Raw genomic sequence first — 19819 nt, forward strand, 5'->3', positions numbered from 1 at the left:
AGCTTCATCAACGATCATTCCCTTCATTTATAAATATGAAGATTAAAGATTCGTCTGCATCACCTTAATTTCGTTATAAATCAAATCGAAACCAACAAAATTACCCATCAATGATAAATAAAGTGATATAATCTATCAAGCAATCAAATGAACCACCTCCTTCTATATATATCGCCCAGAACTCCATATATTTGAATATTATGAATATTAAGTAAGTAAATGAGCAAAAAATTTAGCGATCTATGATCAAGGCGACCTGATCCCTATTGGTATCCCTCGTTATTATGGAATCAGGCCGCCCCATGGCCTTAAGCTCTCTTCCTCCGTGTCATCACATCAAATACGACCGCAATCGCAAGCACAGCCCCGCGAATCATATATTGATAGGAAATGCCGACGCCAAGCAGATTCATGCCGCTGGATAGCGAAGCCATAACGATGGCGCCGATGATCGAGCCCGTGACCTTCCCTACGCCCCCGGCCGCCGATACGCCGCCGACGTAAGCCGCCGCAATCGCATCAAGCTCGAACAGCGTACCCGCCGTTGTCGTCGCCGACTGAAGGCGGGCTGTAAACAAAATGCCCGATAACGCGGACAGCATTCCCATGGAACCGAAAACGATGTACGTAATCTTTTTGACGCTAATGCCGCTTAAGTTCGCTGCCTCCGGATTACTGCCGACGGCATAGATATGACGTCCGAGCACCGTTTTAGTCGTTAAAAAATGATAGACCGCGACCACCAGCAGCATAATGATGACTGTCCAAGAGAATCCGTTGTAACCGGCCAGGATCCAGGTGATATAAGCGATAATCGCAGAAATGAACACCACCTTGATCGTAAACATCGGTCCCGAAATAACTTCGAAATGGTATTTGAGCTTATTCCGGCGCTTGGAGATTTCACTATAAATATAGAACGCAATGAAGAGCAGTCCCAAGATTAGCGAGAACAAATTCAATCCGTTCACATAGGCAATCGCAGGTACAAACCCGTTGCCGATCGCGTTGAACTGCTCATCCTTGATGATGATCGTTCCGCTCTTCTCCGTGACCCGCAGCAGCGCGCCCCGGAAAATCAGCATGCCCGCCAGAGAGGCCACAAACGAGGGAATGCCGATTTGCGCCACGAGAAAGCCGTTGAACAAGCCTACGACAATACCCAACCCCAAAATGATAGGAATTGTGAGATAGTAGGGGATTCCCATCTGGGTTAGCAAAATAGCGGCAATTGCCCCTAGAAAACCCGCCGCAAAACCGACCGATAAATCAATATGCCTGATGACAATAACCAGTGTCATTCCCACCGCTAATACTGCAATGTAACCAGTAGCATCAATCAGATTGCTGATATTGCGGGACGACATGAACAGTCCGTCCGTCAGAATCGAAAACGTCAGCATGATGATAATCAAAGCGATGTACATCCCATAATCCCGTATGTTCGCCTTTACCAACGATCTTGCTTCGCCTAATAATTTCACCGGTCTTCCTCCTATTACGTGGCAAGCTTCATGATTTTTTCCTGATCCGCTTCTTCAATGGGCAGCTCACCCTTAATTCTTCCTTCGGCCATGACATAAATCCGGTCGCTCATGCCCAATATTTCGGTCAGCTCGGAGGAGATCATGAGGATGCTAAGCCCTTGGCTGATCAGCTTGTTCATGATCGTATAAATCTCGAACTTGGCGCCTACGTCGATGCCCCGCGTCGGTTCATCCAGGATCAGCAGGCTCGGCTGCACGAACAGCCATTTGCCGAGCGATACCTTCTGCTGATTGCCGCCGCTTAAGTTTCCGACCAGTTGCTCGACAGATGGGGCTTTAATATTGAGAGACTGCTTATAGCTGCCGGCGATTTTTACTTCCTCATTGTTGTTAATAACACCCCGGTCGGAGATGGAATGTACATTCGCTGCGGAAATATTCTGTTTGATGTCCTGAAGCAGAAACAACCCGTCCCCTTTGCGATCCTCTGTCACGTAAGCTATGCCCGCTTTAATCGCATCCTTCGGATGGCGGAACACGGCTTTAGCTCCTTTTACCCACAGCTCGCCTTGCAGCTTATAAGCTTTCGGGTTGCCGAATATGCTCTGCGCCAGTTCCGTACGCCCCGATCCCATCAAACCGGCGATGCCGACGATTTCCCCTTTGCATACATGAAGATCAACCTCCTTCACGACTTCACGGCCCAGATTCGGATCATACGCCGTCCAGCCTCGCACCTCGAGAATACGGCTGCCAAATTGCTTATCCATTCTTTTCGGATAAATATCGTCGATTTCCCGGCCGACCATGCTCTTAATGATCACGTTCTCCGAAATTTCGTCCTTGGACGCATCCAGGGTGACGATCGTCTGGCCATCGCGCAGCACGGTGACCTGATCCGCGATCTCAATGACCTCCTTCAGCTTGTGGGAGATCATGATGCAGGTGATCCCTTGCTCCTTCAATTCACGCAGCAGCTTGAGCAGGTTATCACTGTCATTTTCATTGAGCGCCGCGGTTGGTTCATCCAATATGAGCAGCTTCACATCTTTGCTCAGCGCCTTTGCGATTTCGACCAGCTGCTGCTTGCCCACGCCTAAATCCTTGATCAGCGTCTCCGGGTTTACGTTCAGCTTCACCTTACGAAGCATTTCCTTCGCACGTACGATCGTCCGGTTCCAGTCCACGACCCCTCTTCGCTCCACTTCATTGCCGGCAAAAATATTTTCATAAACCGTCAGATCCGGGAACAGCGCCAGCTCCTGATAAATGATCGCGATGCCGGCTCTTACACTGTCGTTAATATTGGCATAGCTCTGGACCTGTCCTTCAAAGACGATATCCCCCGAATATGTACCATGCGGATATACCCCGCTAAGCACCTTCATCAGCGTTGACTTGCCGGCGCCGTTCTCGCCAATGAGGCAGTGGATCTCGCCTTTGCGTACTTTAAAATTCACGCTGCTCAGCGCTTTTACGCCCGTAAACTCCTTGGAGATGCTGTTCATCTCCAGCAAGTATTCGCTCATCGCTCCCGCACTCCTTACACAGGACTGATAGAATTCAACCACTCACAGCATGAGGAATAGTGATAGACACGTCTATCACTATTCCTTCTTGGCTATAGTTAATGAAGAATTATAGTCCCGTAAATTCTTTGGCTTCATAATAATTCGAATCAATGAGCTCGGTCTGCACATTGTCTTTGTCAACAACGATGACGTCGGTTTGCTTGGCGTTCACATCGATTGTGCCGTTGTTATAAGATCCGGTTGTATCCGGCGATCCGCCGTCCAGAAGCGTTACGGCCATGCCCATCGCGTCTTTGACCAGCGTACGGACATCCTTGAATACCGTCATCGATTGCTTGCCGTCGATAATGTACTGGATCGATGCCTTTTCCGCATCCTGACCCGTGACCACAAAACTCGTGATTGCGCCATCCGAAGCAAATACGTCTGCAATTGAACGGGCCGTACCGTCGTTTGGAGCCAGAATAACGACATCTCCCTTATCCCCGGCGGCTGCCGCAGTGAGATGGGTTTGCGCTTTGTTCTTGGCTTCGTTCGGATCCCAATTCGTCGTGACCTGGCCGATGATTTTACTCATCTGGTCGCGGGATAGCTCCGCTGTGCTCTGGAGGGCAACGGCTTCGCTGGAGTTGGCGATGTTGAACGTGCCGTCCGCCACCTTAGGCTGCAGCACCTCCCATGCCCCCTGGAAGAACAGGAAAGCATTGTTGTCGGAAGCAGCTCCTGCGTAGAGGTACAGTGGTTGACCGCTGCCGGCCGCGTGATCGACCAAGTATTGAGCCTGCGCCTTGCCAACGGCGACACTGTCGAACGTGACATAGTAATCTACCGCATCCGTGTTCGTGATCAGACGGTCATAGGAGATGACTTTAACGCCCGCTTTCTTGGCCGCTTCCACCGCAGCAGCGGCTGCGTCCCCGTCCTGCGGGCAAATGATCAGCACTTTAATGCCTTTGGCGATCAAGGAGTCTACATTTTCTTTCTCTTTCGCAGACGATCCTTGGCTGAATAGAATCTCCGTCGAATAATTTGTGCCCTTCAGAGCATCCTTGAATCTTTGCTCATCCTGCACCCATCTGGGCTCATCCTTGGTCGGCAGCACAATCCCTACATCGACCTTGCCCCCGCCTTGGTTACAAGCCGCAACCAATACGGTAAGCATGATAGAGACCAGCAGGAATGCAATCGTTCTCATCGTTCTCTTCAAACCCATTCCCCTCTCATGATTTGGTTGATCCTTCCAATTACATCTTTGAGCATATACCTGATTCACTACCTAGACAATGAGGTGTTTTCAAGGTTTATTCCTTAATTTCCACTCCTTGACAAAAGAAGTTTTGTGTGTTTTTGAAGGGGGTTTGGGGGAAAGAGAAGAGCTGTCTGCAAGGTATGAAGACCTTGTAGACAGCTCTTGGGTGGTTGGGATGTAATTTATTATTTAATGTATAAGGTAAATCTCCGTCAATTTCTAATTTACATCAATATTTACGAATTTCTCATTAGTGACAGGTACGTGTGGGTCAATAAATAACTATACCCAATATATATAAAGATAGGTTTTTCTCCTGATGGAATGTCTTTTTCGCAATTAATCTTGTTCAGTAACGGAAGCAAGTTCCCAAAAATATAAATACATAAAATTAATTTCCGGGCTAGGTATATAATCCAAAACAAATGTTGCATACCCATTTCCTAAATTTGTAGTCACCCAGCCATCTAGAGAGTTACTAAATTCTCCATAACGCAAATAATACCCAAAACACTCCAGTTCTTCCGCTCCCATAGCTTGAAAACCTAGATATGATTTAATTCTATCCCTAACGTATTTAATAAAGTATTCTTCACCTCTGTTAATAGAGCTTATTTTATTAAGGATATGCTCTAAACTAAATATATCAATAACCCAAGGATAAGCTTTTTCATCATCTTCAAATTTAAGATACATATTCACACGATTAGATAGATTTAAGTAATTATTAATAGTTACACAAACCATAGTCACTTTTTTATAATCATACTTATTTAGATCCAGTATTATCTTACGGAGATCCTTCTTATCACTGTCGTAATACCTACACATGTTATTTCTTATATTATTTTTAACCCTTAATCCTTGCTTATAAGCTTTTTGAATAACTCTGTTAAAGTTTTGCTGCATTCTTTTTTGAGATTTATTGGAATCCCTAAATGGCTCTTTTAACAATTCCGATTTGCACTCAAAACATAATATATATTCTCCATAAAGAACAATAATATCTTGTTCAGCACCATTTTCATCGAACAAATTACAGTATACATTTTCTTCTCCAAAAAAGTTTATTAGTAACATAGTTGTGTAATCTTCAACAAAATCGTCTTTCCTACCAACCATTTCTTCATGTTCTAATATAAAATTCCAGAACTCATCAAGTACAAAATTTGAACGGGGGAAAAATATTCTCTCATTATGACAAATCCCTATGGAGAACTCTTCTTTATAATATTTATCAGTCGGATAACTCATATTTATCTCTTCTACATTTTTTAACACTGGAAAAAATCTAGCAATAAACTCTTTATCCCTAACTCCAAACCTTCTTAGAATATGTGAAAACTGTTTCATGGAAAAGCTAGTCAAGAAACTCTCAAATTTATATTTTTCTTTTTCGTATAATAGGTCATTAAGTCGGCTTTTTTGACAAGTATGATATATAAAATCATATAGAATGCAAATTAATAGACCTTTTTCTATTTCAAGAGTTGTAAGATTATCTTTTATAAAAATTTTATCAATAGCCTTACTGTTGATTTCTAAAGCAAGCAAGTATTGGAACCAAGCGGTATTGGGATAATCAAAATGATAATTAATAAAATTTTGGGAATGAAAATTCCGTAAAGACATATGAACGTCTTCCAACTCTTCTTTCTGATTAAACTGTTCCATGCAGTAATAGTTTACTATTTTAATGAACTTTTCCCTCAACCACTCTAACTCGTTAGGTCTATTCTTAATCTTCATATTACTATTAATAGCTGAATTCTTTTTATACAAATAAAATAATCTATTTACCAATTTGGGGGAAACCCGCTTCTCTCTATTTTCAAAAGCATATCTTGTGTTATCCATAATCAAACTATTTATCAACCAAAAAACCTCGGATGGTCTATACTGTCGAAATCTACTAATAATTTCTTTTATTTCAAATTCAATATCATAATTCTCAAGTTCAAAAAACTCTTCAAAAAACTTTCTTTTATTCTCCATTCGATTCTCCGGCTTTCATACAGTTTTTTATCTGATAATATAGTTCCTTATCATACAAACTATATCGGATATTTTACTAAAACTTAACAGTAAAATCGTTTGATTTTTTTATATATAGCAAACTGTCAGCTCTACCCGATCCCTTCCCGATCATAAACAATCCGCTCCACTAACTTATCCTCATGGAGCGCCATCTCTCTATTCAGGCTGGAGAGATCTGGATTACAATAAGTCCGATACAGGAGCCTATGATGTGCATGACTCTAAAGCAATCACGTTCGTAAATGCCAGGAACAGCTGGCTGGACAACGTTAATTCCTACAAGCCAAGTTCCAATACCGGGGATTATCATTTGTTGTCTTACGGTGTGACCATCATGCAATCCCGTTCTCTTACGATCCAAAATATGCATTTCCAAAAGCCTCAATATAAAGGTGAAGGCGGAAATGGATATGCTCCGGGGCAGCGATAACCTGATCCAAAATGCAACAGCTAGACCAGCTTCACTTTGTCGAGCATGTGGACGAGCAGAAACGTCATTCATAACAGCACATCAAATTATCCGCGTCTCGCTTCGGATTTCCACATGCATCTGGCGATGGCCAATTTATTTGATAACATGACCATGAATGGAGACTATCTTGAGGCGGTATGTGCTAAGGCTATTTGCGAAGAACTTCGGCGCTCCTGAAATGGCTGCGAATATGGGAAGCAGTCCGATACCGAATTATACGATCGATAACATCCCAGTTACTAACGGCCAAATCGAAATTGGCATTTGGACGGATGCGAACGCTAATAACTGGGCAGCTTTTGACAATTTTGAACTAATAAGAAAATAGCTACTCGCTCCTCCCCTTCCCAAATTAGGAATGCCTGCCACTGGAATGTTATAATTGATGAGATCAAGATTCCATTCAGTTCCATTTCACGGAAGGAGGAGCATTGATGAACACAAAGCAATTTGAGCAAATCCATAAGGGAAAGGGTTTTATAGCAGCCCTGGATCAAAGCGGCGGAAGTACTCCAAAGGCTCTGCTGCAGTATGGGATTCATGAAAGCAGCTACTCCAGCGAAGAAGAGATGTATGAATTGGTTCACGAGATGAGAACGCGTATGATCAAGAGCAGTGCGTTTGACTCCCGGTACATTTTGGGGGCCATTCTATTTGAGAATACGATGGACCGGTTGATCGACGGGAAGCATACGGCCGATTATCTATGGGAGGAAAAAGGCATTGTGCCTTTTCTAAAAGTCGATAAAGGTCTCGCTGAGCTGGAAGACGGAGTTCAGCTGATGAAGCCCATCCCGGATTTAGACGACCTGCTGGAGCGGGCGGTCAAACGCAACATTTTTGGAACGAAAATGCGTTCGATCATCAAGGAAGCCAATTCTGCAGGAATCAAAAAAGTCGTTGAACAGCAGTTTGCCATCGGCAAGCAAATTATAGATAAGGGACTGGTTCCGATTATTGAACCGGAAGTCGATATTCACAGTGCGGATAAGAGAGCTTCGGAAACCATTTTAAAAGATGAAATTTCCGCTCAATTGTCTGCCCTGGATCAAGACGCAAAGGTTATGCTGAAGCTTTCGATTCCAACGGAGGATAATTTCTACAGCGACTTCATGGAGGATCCGCACGTTGTGCGAATTGTGGCTTTGTCGGGCGGTTATACGCAAGCGGAAGCCAATGACAGACTGGCGCGCAATCATGGATTGATCGCCAGCTTCTCCCGGGCTCTTGCCGAAGGGCTTACCGCTGGGCAATCAGATGATGAATTCAATGCCATGTTGTCCAAATCCATACAAGAGATTTATGAAGCCTCCATCAAATAAAAGGAATGAGTTAACGCCCCCGAGCTATTTAAAGCTTGGGGGCGTTGCTTGTGGATGGACAAGTTATACCGCCATTGATTTCGGTTCAAGCACATCAATCCGGTAGAAATGGGAAAAATAATGCTGACTTTAAAGCTAAATATGGAGAGTAACCAGATGACATCTAAATGGATCGATTTTATCAAATACAAAGGGATGGTATGGAAACCCCCATTAGCTGCAGCATTGTCCTGGGCGATCGCGGAATGGGCTGGGTCTAAACATCCTTACTTAGCTCCTCTGACGGTCATTTTGTCGATTCAATTAACCGTGGACAAGTCCGTGCAGTTTGCATGGCAGCGGGTCATCGGCACCGTCGCTGGCGTCCTTTTTACTGCAGCTATAGCGCCATATCTTAGTTTGAACGCTTGGAGCATCGGACTGCTTCTTCTTGTTGGCGCCTTGATCGTAACAGGGCTGAAATTGGAGCATGACCTCTTAATCCAAGTTGCGCTCAGCATTTTATTAGTGCTGTACTTTCACAACAAAATGCCCAGCTATCCCCTGGATCGAATCCGCGATACGGTGATCGGCGCGATCGTTGCCTTACTCATCCAGATATTCATCTTCCCCCCTGATTCCGTAAACAAAGCGCAAACAAAGATGAGACAATTCGCGGGCCATCTATCCCATCATTACATGAATGCAGCACATTGGGTTAATGCAGGCTCCCCTTCATACGAAGCCAATACATTGCAAACCGAATTGCAATCCTTATTCCAGGAGCTTCATCAAACGACAACCGAGTTGAACAAAGCCGAGCAAAGCTTGCGATTCAATCCGCTGGGCCGCAAAAAACGCGTCGCCTTAAAAAAATTAAACCGGCAGATGGAGCAGCTCCGGTCAGGGTTTGCCAATCTTGCCGACATGATCCGAATATTCACGAACTGGTCCGAAAGCGGCAAATTTGCAGCGGAGGATCAGCGGACGTGGGCCGCGCATTTGAACGTATTAGCGAAGCTAATTACGGATTGGAGAGGCACTTTCGATGATCCGGCGGCCTGCAGCTTGGTTACCGATGAAGCGATCCCACAAATAAAGACGCCTGCCCATATGGAAAACTATCAGTACCCGATCGCGTTATATACGAACGCCCAACAAGTCGTTCAGGATTTCCGTCTAGCAGCGACTTTATCCAGCAAAGCCCGATAATCTTCTGCGTCATCTACATCCATGAACAGATCTGGGATGGAGAAATCGAGGCAATTTCCCGTCCCTTCCTTACGGATAAGATGACGGGCTCCCCGGTCGCCTTGCAGCTCCAGAAGCTGCGGGAACATTCGCCGAGCAAAAATAGCGGGTGGTCTTGGCAGTCCCTCATAACTTGCGGCCGTGAAACCAACGCTGCTGTTGGCTCGTTGCTGTGTTTTAAAATAGGCAAGCAGTTCATTAATCATCGCATCCGTAATTAGAGGCTGATCCGCCAGCAATATCATCGCGGCTGCCGCTTCCAACGCGAGCGCGGCCTTTACGCCGCAACGAAGAGAATGCGCTTGGCCCAAACGGGCTTCTGGGCAGTAAATGGAAGACCATTTCCGTCTGACCGGATCCCGGTATAAGGCATCATCCATCCAATCCCCCGCAGCGTCGTTTCGTATGACCACAACATAATCCAGTTGAGAATTTAGAGCCGCGGCCAGCGCATAATTTCCCAGCTTCATGGAACCGAGTGGGAGCTGAAGTTTATCCGAACCCATTCGGGTACTATGCCCTGCCGCCAAATAGATGCCAACGATTGGATTTCCCATCACCGGGAATCACTACTAAGTTTTCTTTTTGTTCTGTACGTTTGGATGATCTCTGCGAGAATGCTCACTGCGATTTCCTCCGGTCCCTCTGCACCAATCGCAAGTCCTACCGGAGAATGGACCTTCATCTGCACCGGCCTGTCTCGCAGCAAGCGCTCCGTTCTAGTCTTCGATCCCAGGATGCCAAGGTAACCCAGCTGCCGTTCAGACAGCAACCGAATCAGCTGCTGATCCCTCCTGAAATTATGCGTCATCACGACAGCGTAATCGTCGGGTGTCACATGAATCAGCTGCATTGTTTCCTCAGGGAAACCTATGATTATGGATTCGGCATCCGGAAAATAACGCCGCTCGCAATAATCGGTCCTCCAGTCAGTGACGGTGACGGAAAAACCAGTTTTCGCGGCAATAGCGGCTAGCGGTCTGGCATCTGGTCCGGCACCAAACAGAATCAGCCGCGGTTTGGGATAATAGGTATGGACAAAAACATCCGATTGCAGGGCTGCCACGAACTTCATTCCGCTGTTCGGCGATTGTCCAGGCGGCGTCCATTCCAGCAGCGATGGCGGGAATTCTCCCCTCCACTCCCCGAACGGGTGCTGATCCCTGGTCAGGAATCCATAATCAATCACCGAGCCATCAGCGTCAAACCTTTTCACCAGCTTAACTTCGGAGCGAACCTCCAAATATTTTTTTAAAGTGCCTAAATGCGCTGCCAGCACATCATTGACCGGTTCCAACGCTACATGAACAACACCGCCGCAGCCTGTTTCTTCCCCCCAGGACAGCGGGTTCGAGGATTGCATATCGAACGCGAATCTGCGCGAAGTCCCTGAGGCCAGAATATCCGGCACGCTGTGCGCCAGCGCAGCTTCCAGGCAGCCTGCACTGAGCACCCCGATTTGCGAACCGTCTTCAAGAAACAGCATGGAGGTTCCTTCTTTGCGATACGCGCTCCCTTCCACATGAATAATCGTCGCAAGTACGCCTCTTAAACTGGTCTGCTGAATCGTTTCCACAATACGATGAATTTCTTCCAAACCTGCCCCTCCTCAGCTCCAAAGCTTATAGGTTCCTTCATTTATCCGTATGAGGTGTAAAGACATCCTTTACGGCGCGATGAATTTCTTCATAGGAGGTACACCTGCATATGTTGGATTCCAGCCATATTCGAACAATTTCTTCATTGGCATGGGGATAGGCATGCCGCAGTCCTTCACAGTTCATGATAAATCCAGGGGTACAGTAACCGCATTGAAAGGCCTGATTTTCGGCAAAAGCACACTGAATGTCAGTGCCCATTAGTCCCTCGATCGTTGTAATTTGCTTCCCCCAGACTTCCACAGTGAGCATCAGGCATGATTTCATGGGCTGGCTATCAACGAGAATCGTGCACGCGCCGCAGTCTCCGTTATTGCAACCCGGCTTGCATCCTGTGAGCCCGAGATGATCGCGAAGCGTATACAACAGGGTCTCGGCAGCCCTCACCCGGACCGTTCGCTGTTCCCCATTCACCTGCAATTCGACTCGATGTTGATCGGCATCCAAGGAGGACATTCTTTCACCTTCTTTCCAGTCTATGTACTGCATCAGCCATCGTTTGCTTCAATACAAATTCCCGGTACGCGGGTGAACCCTCCACATTATCCAGTAATGGTGCAGGAAGATGACTGATGGCCAGTTCAATTCTTGCCTCAAGCGGTAAGGATGAATCGTTCAGCGCCTCATCGATTTCCGCGGATCGAAAAGGGAATGCGCACACACCGCTGTAGGCGGTGCGAATCTCATCATTCATCCTAAGCGCAGCTAATGTAACGAGCGGGTAGCCGACATGGCCAATCTCCCGTTTTTTGAAATACGCAAATGGCAGTGATGTATAGTCGCGATCGATTTGAACCTGGACAATAAACTCTCTGCCCGCAAGCCTCAGTTGTTGGTTGAAGACCTGATGAATAGAAGTCACTCTGGTCCCGTGAGTTCCTGCTATTACCATCCGGCTATTCGCTACAAGCAAGGGAAGAACGGCCTCCCGGTAATGAATTTTGCCGCTAATGTTGCCTCCCAGCGTGATTTTATTCCGGGCGGTTTGGTCAGCGACTCCCTGTGCCGCTGCACTGAGCAGCGGAAACGGGTTGGCTCCGGACAAAGCCGATAACGTCACGCACGCACCAATAATCAGCATATCCTTCTGCATCGCGAGTACGTTGCACTCTGGAATGGACTTCAAATCGATAACAGCTCCCGGGTGAATAGAGTTGGCTCGGGCAAAGGTAATGATTTCCGTCCCTCCAGCATAATACAGGGGCCTCTTCCCTTGTTCGTGCAGATGCTGATATAAATCTACAGCCATCTGAATGGTAGAAGGTAGGTAGTATTCAAAATCAAACGGAATCATGAATTGTCCTCCAAATCATCTCCGGCGTCAGGGGCAGCTGATTAAGCTCTACGCCAGCAGCTGCTGACAAGCTGTTCGCCAGTGCTGCAGGCATGCCAATCAAGCCATGCTCACCGATTCCGCGCAGTCCATATGGCGCTTCCAGATGAGGTGTCTCGACGAAATCCACGATGTACTCGGGCTGTTCTCCATAGCGAATGAGCTTGTAAGTTCGAAACTGGCGATTCAATATGGCCCCGTCTGGATTGAAGCGAAATGCCTCCCGGCTGGCAAGGCTTAACCCCATACTCATGCCGCCCGTAACCTGAGCACGGGCAAAACCCGGGTTAATAACCCGGCCGGCATCGATGACTGTTGCTGCTTTAACGATTCTGTAGGTGTAATCTCTTGTATTTAACTCCACTTCAACGGCCTGTGCGCCTACCGTCCATTCCGGTCCAGGATTCCCCCTGCCTGTTACAGGGTCCAAAAAAGTTAAATGTCGCATCGCGTAGCTTCCGCGTCCGATAACCTGACTTCCGATCGTGTTGCCGTTCGGGAAGGTGTATCCGTTGGCGATTTGTTCGATAGCTACTCCTGTCTCGGGGCGGTTTTTTCGGAAGACTCTCCCTCCGCCGACATCGAGGTCTGCCGGCGGGCATTGAAGTACGATAGAAGCCAGGTTTTTTAACTGCATGATTGCATCGTCAGCGGCCTGCAGAATCGCATTCCCCACCAAAAAGGTGCTCCGGCTAGCGACCGTCTTCCATAGCTCGGGGTCTTTATCAGTATCTATGTCCATATGAATCTCTATCTTCCGATCATCCATGCGGAATCGTTCCGCCAATATTTGAGTAAGGGCCGTCCTGGTGCCTTGGCCAATTTCCACGGCACCGCATAGCAGATGAATGCTTCCCTCCGGATTAAATTTGATCATAGCCCCCGCCCCGGCATTGGTTGGCGTATTTGAGTTTTTCCAAAAGCAGCATATCCCTTTCGCTTTGACGAGATGGCCGTTTGTTTCGATTTGTGGACGGTCATTCCAATGGATCAGCGTTTTCAATTTGGCAATGCATGCCGGTAAATCACCGATATTGCTTCTATTTAACAGGGTTTGCGTCGGGGTTGTATCTCCCGGTCCGATGGCATTCATATAACGAAGCTCTAGAGGATCCATATTTAATCGGTCCGCCATCATATCCATAGCCCTTTCCATAGCGAACGTCAGCTCCGGATGTCCGAAGCCGCGAAAGGAAGTCGAATAGGGATGATTCGTATACATGCATAAGGAATCGCATTGGACGTTATCAATGCGGTAAGGCCCTGTGCAATCGGTAGCTCCGGCACGGCTCATAATCGGCCCCCGGTCCGAATAGGCCCCGCCGTCAAACAGATGCAGAATTTCTACGGCCATGATTTTCCCTTCCCGGGTGCAGCCAAGCTTGATTGTCGATTCCAATCCGATATGAACCGGAGAGGAGACCATGTCCAGCTCCCTGGAATTTGCCATTTTGACAGCTCTTCCGCCAACGGCAAGCGAAGCCAAATAAGCGAGATATTCTAACTGAACTGCCGATTTGCCGCCATAGCTTCCTCCTACCAGCGGAGTGTGAACGGTGACTTCTTGAAGCGGAATATGAAAGTAGCGGCTAATATCCTTTTGGATTACATAAGGGGATTGCGAAGCGGAATGGATGCTGACTTTGCCGCCGGGCTTAATTTCTGCTATACTGCATCGCACTTCCATCGCGGCATGATCCGATTGAGGCAATCGGACCTGAACCGTAACGATTTGCTCACTATTCCTCCACCCTTCCTCCATATTCCCTTTGCGGATTCTAGTCCGGTTCGCAATATTCGTGCCGGGCTCCGGGTAGACCTGTTCACTTCTTTCATATGCGGCCAGCTGCTCATGAAGGAGCGGTGCGCCGATCCGTAAAGCTTCGCTTGGACTAAAGACAGCAGGCAGAACCTCATAATCCACTTGAATTTGAAGCGCAGCCATCTCGGCAGTGTACTCTTCTTCCGCGACCACCAGAGCAACAGGCTCGCCATAATATCTTACTTTGTCCATTGCTAGAGGCGGCCGGTCTGCCAAAGGGGACCCGGTCAATACCGGGTAATATTCACCGGTTATGACGGCTTTTACACCTGGTATCCTCCAGGCTTTCGACGTATCTATCGATTTAATTTTCGCATGGGCATGGGGGCTAACGGCTATTTTGGCATGCAAAAGCCCCGGTCTCGAAAAATCATTAATATAGCGGGCTGCCCCGGTAATCTTCTCGCCTGTTTCCCTTCTGGGAACGCTTGCTCCAAACGAATGCCCGATCTTCGCCCCCTCCTTTTGCAAATCAATCTTTCTAATGTATATGTACAGTTACGCTTATTATTGTTATATAAGTTTACATAGCGGAACAAATGCTCAGGTATCGCTGTCGAATCACCTCATTGGTTGATGCAACCTAAGGTTCTCTTCTTGCGTAACATAATTATTACAGGCTCAGAAAGAGAGAGGTCTCATGAACAATTCGGTTTCACTCAGACGAATAAAGGTCTCCACCCTGTTAGCGATCGCTGGCATCCTGCTCTTTATCATGTTAGTCGTTCCTTTTTTCCTTTCCTATTTCAATGAATCCGTGTTCTATTTCGAGCAGCATAAGTATAAACAAGCCCTTGAGCAAGACAATGTTACCGAATATCACAGCTTGTCAGGGCCCCCAATCAAAGTACATAAGGAAGGCAGTAATCGTAAAATCACTATCAACAATGAAGAGTATGCCATTCGTAAGCTAGGGGATCCGTTTAACATCAAATATGAAGTGGCTTATCCAAACGGCAGGCTGTTTCAGGTCAATGACCATGGCGGTCTGCTTGTGAGTTACGATGAGAACGGAGATTGGTTTGTCCCCATAACCGCCTTTGACTCCAACGGACAAAAAATTTTGCCAAAAGGCGAAGTTGAACTCCTTAATCCCAGCGGGCTTGTCACCGCTGCTTATTCGGAATACCACGAGAAGCAAGGCGAGCCGATTTTATTTGTTTTATCTATTCTCATCTTCATTTACGGATGGTGTGGGTACCGATATGAGAAATTCCAAAACATTCTTTTCAAAATGTCGATGTATTGGCTTTGGGTCAGAGAGGCTGAGCCAAGTGATTTCTATTATTTCATGTGCAAAGTAGCCGGAATAGCGGCAATGATCCTCTCCGTCGTCGTATTGTTCCAATCCTTATAAAAGCAGCAGCCGGGTCAATCCGACCCGGCTGTTTACGTGCTATAAGGTGCTTATGTTCAACGGAAGTAACGTATGATACAGTTACACTATAAAAATTTACCAAATAGCAGATGTTTATAAGGGGGATTGAAAATGTATAAAGCGGCCATAGACGAAGAAAATTATCTGGCAGTGTTAGAGCCTAGACACGCAAAAGAGTTATTATATCAATTAATTGATAGCAGTCGAGAAAATATAGGCAGATGGCTTACTTTTCCCACGATAACTAATAAAGTTGAAGATTCCCTAACATTTATAGAAAAATCTTTAAAAGATTATCCGAAAATAATGGATATTGGGCTGGCATTTGGCATAAAGGAACAATTGCAGGCTCTATCGGATTTTTATATATATGGATTGGAAGGCAAGAAAAACCGAGATAGGATATTGGTTGGGAGATGAATACATAGGTAAGGGTTTAGCTACAAAAGCAGCCAAGCTATTGATTAACCATTCCTTTGAAGAACTAGACCTTAAAAAAGTTGAAATTAACGTGGCGAGCGGAAACTTAAAAATTATGAATATTTGAACGGAGAATATCATGATAGGATTATTTATGGCTTGCTCAAGGAAGAATGGAAATACAAAAAGATTATTTAATTAATGTCTATGTTAGATTCTAATGTTGATATTTGACCAAAAGAAAACCGCCTTCGTAGAATAGGCGGTTTATTGCTATCGTTATCCGTTAGTACAACAATAAAAATCATTATAAAGCGAATCTGTTCTTAATGATTTCAGCAACCTCACAAGCACTTAAATTCGAGTTGTTAATTCTGATGTAATTTTCTCTTTTAATTTCTCCCTCAAAGGAGTTTAATCGATGTTGCTCCATTGTCTGTAATAGATCCTGTTCAGAACGAGTAACATTCCTTTTTGTTGGTTTGTGTTCAAGTCTGTGAGGAGTCTTGTTACGCTCAATTCTTTTCTCAAGATCGGCTTCAAGCTCAACAAAATACACTTCGCCATCTTTATCTTCGATTGTTTTGCAAATTTTATCAACGTAGTCCCAATCCTCATGCAAATCGAATCCCCATACATAAGTGAAAATCATTCCATACATATCACTATCAGCGGCGGCTTCAAATATGTCTTGACGAAATTTATTTACTAATCTCCACATTTCATGATTAAAACCGAATAGGGGAGCTAACATTTCAATGGTTACGTGATTGTGGAACAACTTTAGTTCAGTTACCTTCTCCAATTGATGTCCTACTGTCATTTTTCCTACCGCCTGAGGACCAAATATTATAACAAATTTCACTAAATCATCCCCTTGGAAGATATTTCAACAATACTATCACAATTTGAATAAGATTCGTAGCAGTTTTTTTGAATTAGACCGCCCGTTAGCTTAACAAGAATAAGCAGAAAGCCGAAGTTTGGCATTCGTGTCGGTCACAGTAAATAGGCATGATTTGACCAACATATTTTTCTTAATTGATGCGGTATTCTCATATTCCTTGCTGTCGGACTTGAATCGGTAATGAGCTAAGCCTTTAGCATTCGCATAGGAACTGAATGCCCTCCACGAATCAGTGCATAGTACGTTGGAGTCGGATAAATGACCACCAATCGCTTCGTCCAATTTCGTTGTTCGAATTCGCCGGCGTCCAAGAACGCCAGAGTAATTTTTTGACGGTCACGGGGAACCAGTACGCACACTGGATCATGGCTTATACCACGATATTTAGCTTTGTCACCACGTTTACGTGGCTTGCGTTCAATGATATTTCGCTTGCCTTTTTCCGAGTACAGAAAGTAAGTCTCATCCATCTCAACAATATCTTGAAATGCTTCGGTTGGGATCTGTTTAGCCTAATTAATAAAGAGTGGGGCCTCTATAAGGCCCCTCCCTGTGAATCAAAATAATTAATTCCTACAATAACATGACATCACCATTGTTTATGTCCCATAATCACATAAGTTAACCCCTGCGCCGCTCCATCAAATTAATGCCAATCCCCATGCAGACCACAGCAATGATGCACAGCTTAGCCAGCGGTGGAAAAATATCCAGCCAGCCTTTATCGTAAATTGCAATTTCCGTGAGAGCATTCAAAGCGTGCTTCAAGGGGAATATTTCGGATATTCCCAGCAGGAATGGATTCGTAATCGTCCCCGGCGGCATGTAGCCTCCGCTGATGAGAGGCATCAGTGGAATTAAAGACGGAAACACCATGTTAAACTGTTCGGGGGTTCTGACGATTCCAGCGAGCAGCATACAAAAAGCCACGATCGTCAGTGTGTACAGTGCAACAACCACAATCAGCATACCAAAATGGTTCCCCATATTGAATCCAATAATATAACGGAACAACAGCAGAACGACTAAAATTTGTACAAAACCAATCAGCATGCTGTAGAGCAAATGCCCGAGGTACATCTCCGACTTGCGGATCGGCGATAATACCATCCTACTCCAGATGCCGGATGCTTTCTCCATCGTGATGGCATTGACTTTAAAGCCGACCGTAAAGGCCGCTAGAAATAACGTAAACGTAAACAGCAGCTGCAGACCCATATTGTGATGGAGCAGTTCGCTTCCGTCCATCGCGAGCACCTCTATGGTAATAGGCGGCTGCTCTAGATATCGCTTGGCTTCATCCCGAAACCCCGCCGCATCTGCTGTGTAAGACTCGGCTGCACGCAATTGCAATTCTTCTAAGAATACGGCGCGGATATGACGATCCACAATCTGCACATTCGGATTCTCGATGGACGCAATCAGACGATAATCAGCCTGACTGACCTGAAGCGCCGCGTCGGCCCGGCCCCCGCGCACATCGGAACGCGCCGCTTGTTCGTCCTGCAGAAAGAATTCAATCGCATCGCCTTCATTTAGGCGTTCAATCCACTGCTTGGTCATGGAGGATTCCACGCCTTGCGCCGGAAAAACGCCAATTTTGATTTTTTGGTCCATGCCCAGCCCGAATATCAGCGTAGCAAGTATGCTTAGACCGCAAAATGCGATTACCATCATCGGAGAACGCTTCTCCTTCATCCATTGCGCCAAAAATATCGGATTCATCAGATACGCCCCCTTCTCGGAAACAGCCATATGGCCAAGCCGGCTGCAGCCAAAGCGAAAGTTCCCAGCTTGATCAGCGGCAGGGTCAGGCTTGCGTTCGTCTCCGTCTGCAGCCAATCCAGAAGCACTGCCAGGGACAGCCCGTTCGGCGTCCATTCTCCTGCGGCTTTCAGCCATCCCGGCAGCACGTAAATCGGTGCGAAGCTGCCGCCGATCGTCCCGGCGATTAAAATGACAAGAAAAGAAAGGCCGCTTGCCACGGAGTCTTCAAGCCGGAACACCAGGGCAGTGAATAGGGCCGCCAGCGCGCCCACACAAAGCGAGAGAAAAACCAGCACACAGAACATGCCTAGCCAAAAATGCAGTGAACGTCCAGGGAATATGCCTAAAGCTAAATGCGACACCAGAATTACTACTGCAAACTGAAGCATAGAGAAGCAGAAGGTTGAGCTCATTTTCCCTGATAAATACTTCATTGGATGCGAGCCTGTAAGCAGGATGCGCTGCAGGGTTTGCTCCCTTTTCTCTGCCGATGCTTTGGTCGATGAAGTCGTCGATAAGAGCAAAGCAAATACAATGCTGACCGCCAAAGCGAAATATTGAAACGAGGTCACCGTCTCGGCTCCAGGTATGATCTCACGTCCGCCCAAAGCGTCTCCCTCAGCCAGCACGACAGCAGCTGCAGCAGCCACTTCCTGGCCCCCCGCATGCTGCAATGCAGCATGGAAATTCATGGAATGCATAAGTCCTGTAATCCATTCCTTGAGCACATCGACCTGGAGCGAAGCTTCCCTGGCCGTTACTTGCACCTCGGCCCCATCGCCTTCATTCAGCAGCATCTTATGAAATGCCCCCAGTGAAAATCCATCCGGTATGGTGATGATGGCCTCGATCTGTTCCTCCTCAAGCTGCCGGCGCGCCTCCTCGCTGCTTAGCTCCTGCAGATGAACGAAGCTCCTCACCTCTTCGGATTGAAGCAGCCCGGTTAAAGCTTGAATGGGCGACATCCACTCCGTACCCGGATCAGAACCCAGCTCGCTCTGTATTTGCTGTACTGCGGCTGCTTCATCGTCCAGGTTCACAAGAGCAACCTTCATCTCAAGCAATTTCGCCGGATTCTCGATCCAGCCCGGTAAAGCGAATCCTAACACGGCAATCAGAATGAGCGGCATGACAAGCGAAACCGCCAATGCCTTCTTATCCCTCCAAAATACGAGTAAATCCTTTTTCAAAAACGGGATCACTTG

The 19819-nt window shown here is 46.4% G+C and carries 19 protein-coding genes and 1 pseudogene; 7 read left to right on the forward strand and 13 right to left on the reverse strand.

Going from position 1 to position 19819, the window contains the following annotated elements; all coding sequences use genetic code 11:
• Positions 1 to 308: 308 nt before the first annotated feature.
• The 4 genes from MKX50_RS13980 to MKX50_RS13995 all read right to left on the reverse strand — a co-directional run bounded on the left by MKX50_RS13980 (position 309) and on the right by MKX50_RS13995 (position 6263).
• The gene (locus MKX50_RS13980; protein ID WP_213592083.1) at positions 309 to 1484 is read right to left on the reverse strand and encodes a sugar ABC transporter permease; all 1176 of its coding nucleotides are present in this window, start codon (positions 1482 to 1484) and stop codon (positions 309 to 311) included.
• Between the two features lie 14 nt (positions 1485 to 1498).
• Positions 1499 to 3016 carry an ATP-binding cassette domain-containing protein gene (locus tag MKX50_RS13985; RefSeq protein ID WP_213592081.1) on the reverse strand — a complete coding sequence of 506 codons (1518 nt, stop codon included), beginning with the start codon at positions 3014 to 3016 and terminating at the stop codon, positions 1499 to 1501.
• Between the two features lie 109 nt (positions 3017 to 3125).
• Positions 3126 to 4226, reverse strand: coding sequence for a sugar-binding protein (locus MKX50_RS13990; RefSeq protein ID WP_339157230.1), 1101 nt, complete (start codon positions 4224 to 4226; stop codon positions 3126 to 3128).
• A 381-nt stretch (positions 4227 to 4607) separates the two neighbouring features.
• A complete protein-coding gene (locus MKX50_RS13995) occupies positions 4608 to 6263 on the reverse strand; it encodes a hypothetical protein (protein WP_213592077.1) in 1656 nt (551 codons plus the stop codon).
• Between the two features lie 253 nt (positions 6264 to 6516).
• Here MKX50_RS13995 and MKX50_RS14000 point away from each other — a divergent pair, with 253 nt between their 5' ends.
• The 4 genes from MKX50_RS14000 (at position 6517) to MKX50_RS14015 (ending at position 9290) form a co-directional block, all read left to right on the forward strand.
• Complete coding sequence (locus MKX50_RS14000) at positions 6517 to 6735, forward strand: hypothetical protein (RefSeq protein WP_213592075.1); 219 nt, start codon at positions 6517 to 6519, stop codon at positions 6733 to 6735.
• Positions 6736 to 6892: 157 nt separating this feature from the next.
• Positions 6893 to 7105 carry a hypothetical protein gene (locus MKX50_RS14005; protein WP_339157231.1) on the forward strand — a complete coding sequence of 71 codons (213 nt, stop codon included), beginning with the start codon at positions 6893 to 6895 and terminating at the stop codon, positions 7103 to 7105.
• A 106-nt stretch (positions 7106 to 7211) separates the two neighbouring features.
• Positions 7212 to 8099, forward strand: coding sequence for a fructose bisphosphate aldolase (locus MKX50_RS14010; RefSeq protein WP_213592071.1), 888 nt, complete (start codon positions 7212 to 7214; stop codon positions 8097 to 8099).
• A 156-nt stretch (positions 8100 to 8255) separates the two neighbouring features.
• Entirely contained in the window at positions 8256 to 9290 is a 1035-nt protein-coding gene (locus MKX50_RS14015) for an aromatic acid exporter family protein (protein ID WP_213592069.1), read from the forward strand.
• Here the strand turns inward: MKX50_RS14015 and MKX50_RS14020 are convergent.
• From MKX50_RS14020 to MKX50_RS14040, 5 genes are read right to left on the reverse strand one after another with little or no spacing between them, the layout of a single operon-like run.
• On the reverse strand, positions 9245 to 9886 hold the full coding sequence (locus MKX50_RS14020) for a nucleotidyltransferase family protein (protein WP_244996560.1): 642 nt from the start codon (positions 9884 to 9886) through the stop codon (positions 9245 to 9247). The two genes, MKX50_RS14015 and MKX50_RS14020, sit on opposite strands and share 46 nt — an antisense overlap.
• Positions 9886 to 10926 (reverse strand): XdhC/CoxI family protein, encoded by a 1041-nt coding sequence (locus MKX50_RS14025; RefSeq protein WP_339157232.1) that lies wholly within the window; start codon positions 10924 to 10926, stop codon positions 9886 to 9888. Before MKX50_RS14025 ends, MKX50_RS14020 begins: the two co-directional genes overlap by 1 nt.
• 37 nt (positions 10927 to 10963) lie before the next feature.
• Positions 10964 to 11443: a (2Fe-2S)-binding protein gene (locus MKX50_RS14030; protein WP_339157233.1), complete on the reverse strand. Its 480-nt coding sequence runs from the start codon at positions 11441 to 11443 to the stop codon at positions 10964 to 10966.
• 4 nt (positions 11444 to 11447) lie between these two features.
• Complete coding sequence (locus tag MKX50_RS14035) at positions 11448 to 12281, reverse strand: FAD binding domain-containing protein (protein ID WP_339157234.1); 834 nt, start codon at positions 12279 to 12281, stop codon at positions 11448 to 11450.
• Positions 12268 to 14613: a xanthine dehydrogenase family protein molybdopterin-binding subunit gene (locus MKX50_RS14040; RefSeq protein WP_339157235.1), complete on the reverse strand. Its 2346-nt coding sequence runs from the start codon at positions 14611 to 14613 to the stop codon at positions 12268 to 12270. Before MKX50_RS14040 ends, MKX50_RS14035 begins: the two co-directional genes overlap by 14 nt.
• Positions 14614 to 14782: 169 nt before the next feature.
• Between MKX50_RS14040 and MKX50_RS14045 the strand changes: the two genes are divergently transcribed.
• The 3 genes from MKX50_RS14045 (at position 14783) to MKX50_RS14055 (ending at position 16067) form a co-directional block, all read left to right on the forward strand.
• Positions 14783 to 15499, forward strand: coding sequence for a hypothetical protein (locus MKX50_RS14045; RefSeq protein ID WP_213592057.1), 717 nt, complete (start codon positions 14783 to 14785; stop codon positions 15497 to 15499).
• Positions 15500 to 15631: 132 nt separating this feature from the next.
• Entirely contained in the window at positions 15632 to 15940 is a 309-nt protein-coding gene (locus MKX50_RS14050; RefSeq protein WP_339157236.1) for a hypothetical protein, read from the forward strand.
• Positions 15891 to 16067, forward strand: a complete 177-nt coding sequence (locus MKX50_RS14055) for a GNAT family N-acetyltransferase (protein WP_244996518.1) — start codon at positions 15891 to 15893, stop codon at positions 16065 to 16067. Before MKX50_RS14050 ends, MKX50_RS14055 begins: the two co-directional genes overlap by 50 nt.
• Positions 16068 to 16247: 180 nt before the next feature.
• On the opposite strand, the gene MKX50_RS14060 is transcribed toward MKX50_RS14055, so the two are convergent.
• The 4 genes and pseudogenes from MKX50_RS14060 to MKX50_RS14075 form a co-directional block, all read right to left on the reverse strand.
• Positions 16248 to 16805: an AAA family ATPase gene (locus MKX50_RS14060; protein ID WP_213592055.1), complete on the reverse strand. Its 558-nt coding sequence runs from the start codon at positions 16803 to 16805 to the stop codon at positions 16248 to 16250.
• A 90-nt stretch (positions 16806 to 16895) separates the two neighbouring features.
• A pseudogene (locus tag MKX50_RS14065) lies at positions 16896 to 17335 on the reverse strand (IS1595 family transposase); the annotation flags it as partial.
• A gap of 133 nt (positions 17336 to 17468) precedes the next feature.
• Positions 17469 to 18602, reverse strand: a complete 1134-nt coding sequence (locus MKX50_RS14070; RefSeq protein ID WP_339160127.1) for an ABC transporter permease — start codon at positions 18600 to 18602, stop codon at positions 17469 to 17471.
• The gene (locus tag MKX50_RS14075) at positions 18572 to 19816 is read right to left on the reverse strand and encodes an ABC transporter permease (RefSeq protein WP_244996517.1); all 1245 of its coding nucleotides are present in this window, start codon (positions 19814 to 19816) and stop codon (positions 18572 to 18574) included. The genes MKX50_RS14070 and MKX50_RS14075 overlap by 31 nt, the downstream gene beginning before the upstream one ends.
• Positions 19817 to 19819: the final 3 nt, after the last annotated feature.

This window comes from Paenibacillus sp. FSL W8-0186 (assembly GCF_037969765.1).
Lineage (GTDB): Bacteria > Bacillota > Bacilli > Paenibacillales > Paenibacillaceae > Fontibacillus > Fontibacillus woosongensis.

Bases quoted from the DNA above. Each gene is read 5' to 3' on its own strand.
- MKX50_RS14020 (WP_244996560.1), bottom strand. From the start codon at position 9,886: ATGGGAAATCCAATCGTTGGCATCTATTTGGCGGCAGGGCATAGTACC.
- MKX50_RS14045 (WP_213592057.1), top strand. From the start codon at position 14,783: ATGAACAATTCGGTTTCACTCAGACGAATAAAGGTCTCCACCCTGTTA.
- MKX50_RS14030 (WP_339157233.1), bottom strand. From the start codon at position 11,443: ATGTCCTCCTTGGATGCCGATCAACATCGAGTCGAATTGCAGGTGAAT.
- MKX50_RS13995 (WP_213592077.1), bottom strand. From the start codon at position 6,263: ATGGAGAATAAAAGAAAGTTTTTTGAAGAGTTTTTTGAACTTGAGAAT.
- MKX50_RS14055 (WP_244996518.1), top strand. From the start codon at position 15,891: ATGGATTGGAAGGCAAGAAAAACCGAGATAGGATATTGGTTGGGAGAT.
- MKX50_RS14070 (WP_339160127.1), bottom strand. From the start codon at position 18,602: ATGGCTGTTTCCGAGAAGGGGGCGTATCTGATGAATCCGATATTTTTG.
- MKX50_RS14035 (WP_339157234.1), bottom strand. From the start codon at position 12,281: ATGATTCCGTTTGATTTTGAATACTACCTACCTTCTACCATTCAGATG.
- MKX50_RS13985 (WP_213592081.1), bottom strand. From the start codon at position 3,016: ATGAGCGAATACTTGCTGGAGATGAACAGCATCTCCAAGGAGTTTACG.
- MKX50_RS14010 (WP_213592071.1), top strand. From the start codon at position 7,212: ATGAACACAAAGCAATTTGAGCAAATCCATAAGGGAAAGGGTTTTATA.
- MKX50_RS14005 (WP_339157231.1), top strand. From the start codon at position 6,893: ATGGAGACTATCTTGAGGCGGTATGTGCTAAGGCTATTTGCGAAGAAC.
- MKX50_RS14015 (WP_213592069.1), top strand. From the start codon at position 8,256: ATGACATCTAAATGGATCGATTTTATCAAATACAAAGGGATGGTATGG.
- MKX50_RS14050 (WP_339157236.1), top strand. From the start codon at position 15,632: ATGTATAAAGCGGCCATAGACGAAGAAAATTATCTGGCAGTGTTAGAG.